We start from the raw sequence: 337 nt of genomic DNA, 5'->3' as shown, positions 1-337 counted from the left end.
GGGGTCTCCTCGTTTTCAGTGCAATAAGTGACGGTACGAAAAGCTAGCACTGGCGCGGAGGTGGTGTTGGTAGATCGTTGATTTCATTGACTTTCCTGTTCACTTTCAAATCTGCGATTCGTGGCGTCAAACCGTGGTCGGTTTCATCCATTGGTGCCAGTTATCGATGCATTTGGCCGCGAAGGCAGGATTTGGTCAGCATAGCGGTCAACCGGGAAGCGAAACACACCCCGCAAGTTGATGCTCTCCAGCCTGGTGGGCGCAATCTTCCCGATCAGTTCCGGTGGAATGACCTGGCGGCGGTTCGACCAGCGATCCAGGACCGCCTGCATCTGTG

General features: G+C 54.9%; 1 protein-coding gene. It reads right to left on the bottom strand.

Going from position 1 to position 337, the window contains the following annotated elements; genetic code table 11:
- Nucleotides 1-143 precede the first annotated feature (143 nt).
- A partial coding sequence (locus IMZ29_RS22475) for a hypothetical protein (protein ID WP_028603782.1) occupies nt 144-337 on the bottom strand: 194 nt, incomplete at its 5' end.

Origin of the sequence: Verticiella alkaliphila, assembly GCF_018904615.1 — a bacterium.
Lineage (GTDB): Bacteria > Pseudomonadota > Gammaproteobacteria > Burkholderiales > Burkholderiaceae_B > Verticiella > Verticiella alkaliphila.
Note: the sequence above shows the minus strand (reverse complement) of the source record. Positions and strands in the feature narration are given on the sequence as shown.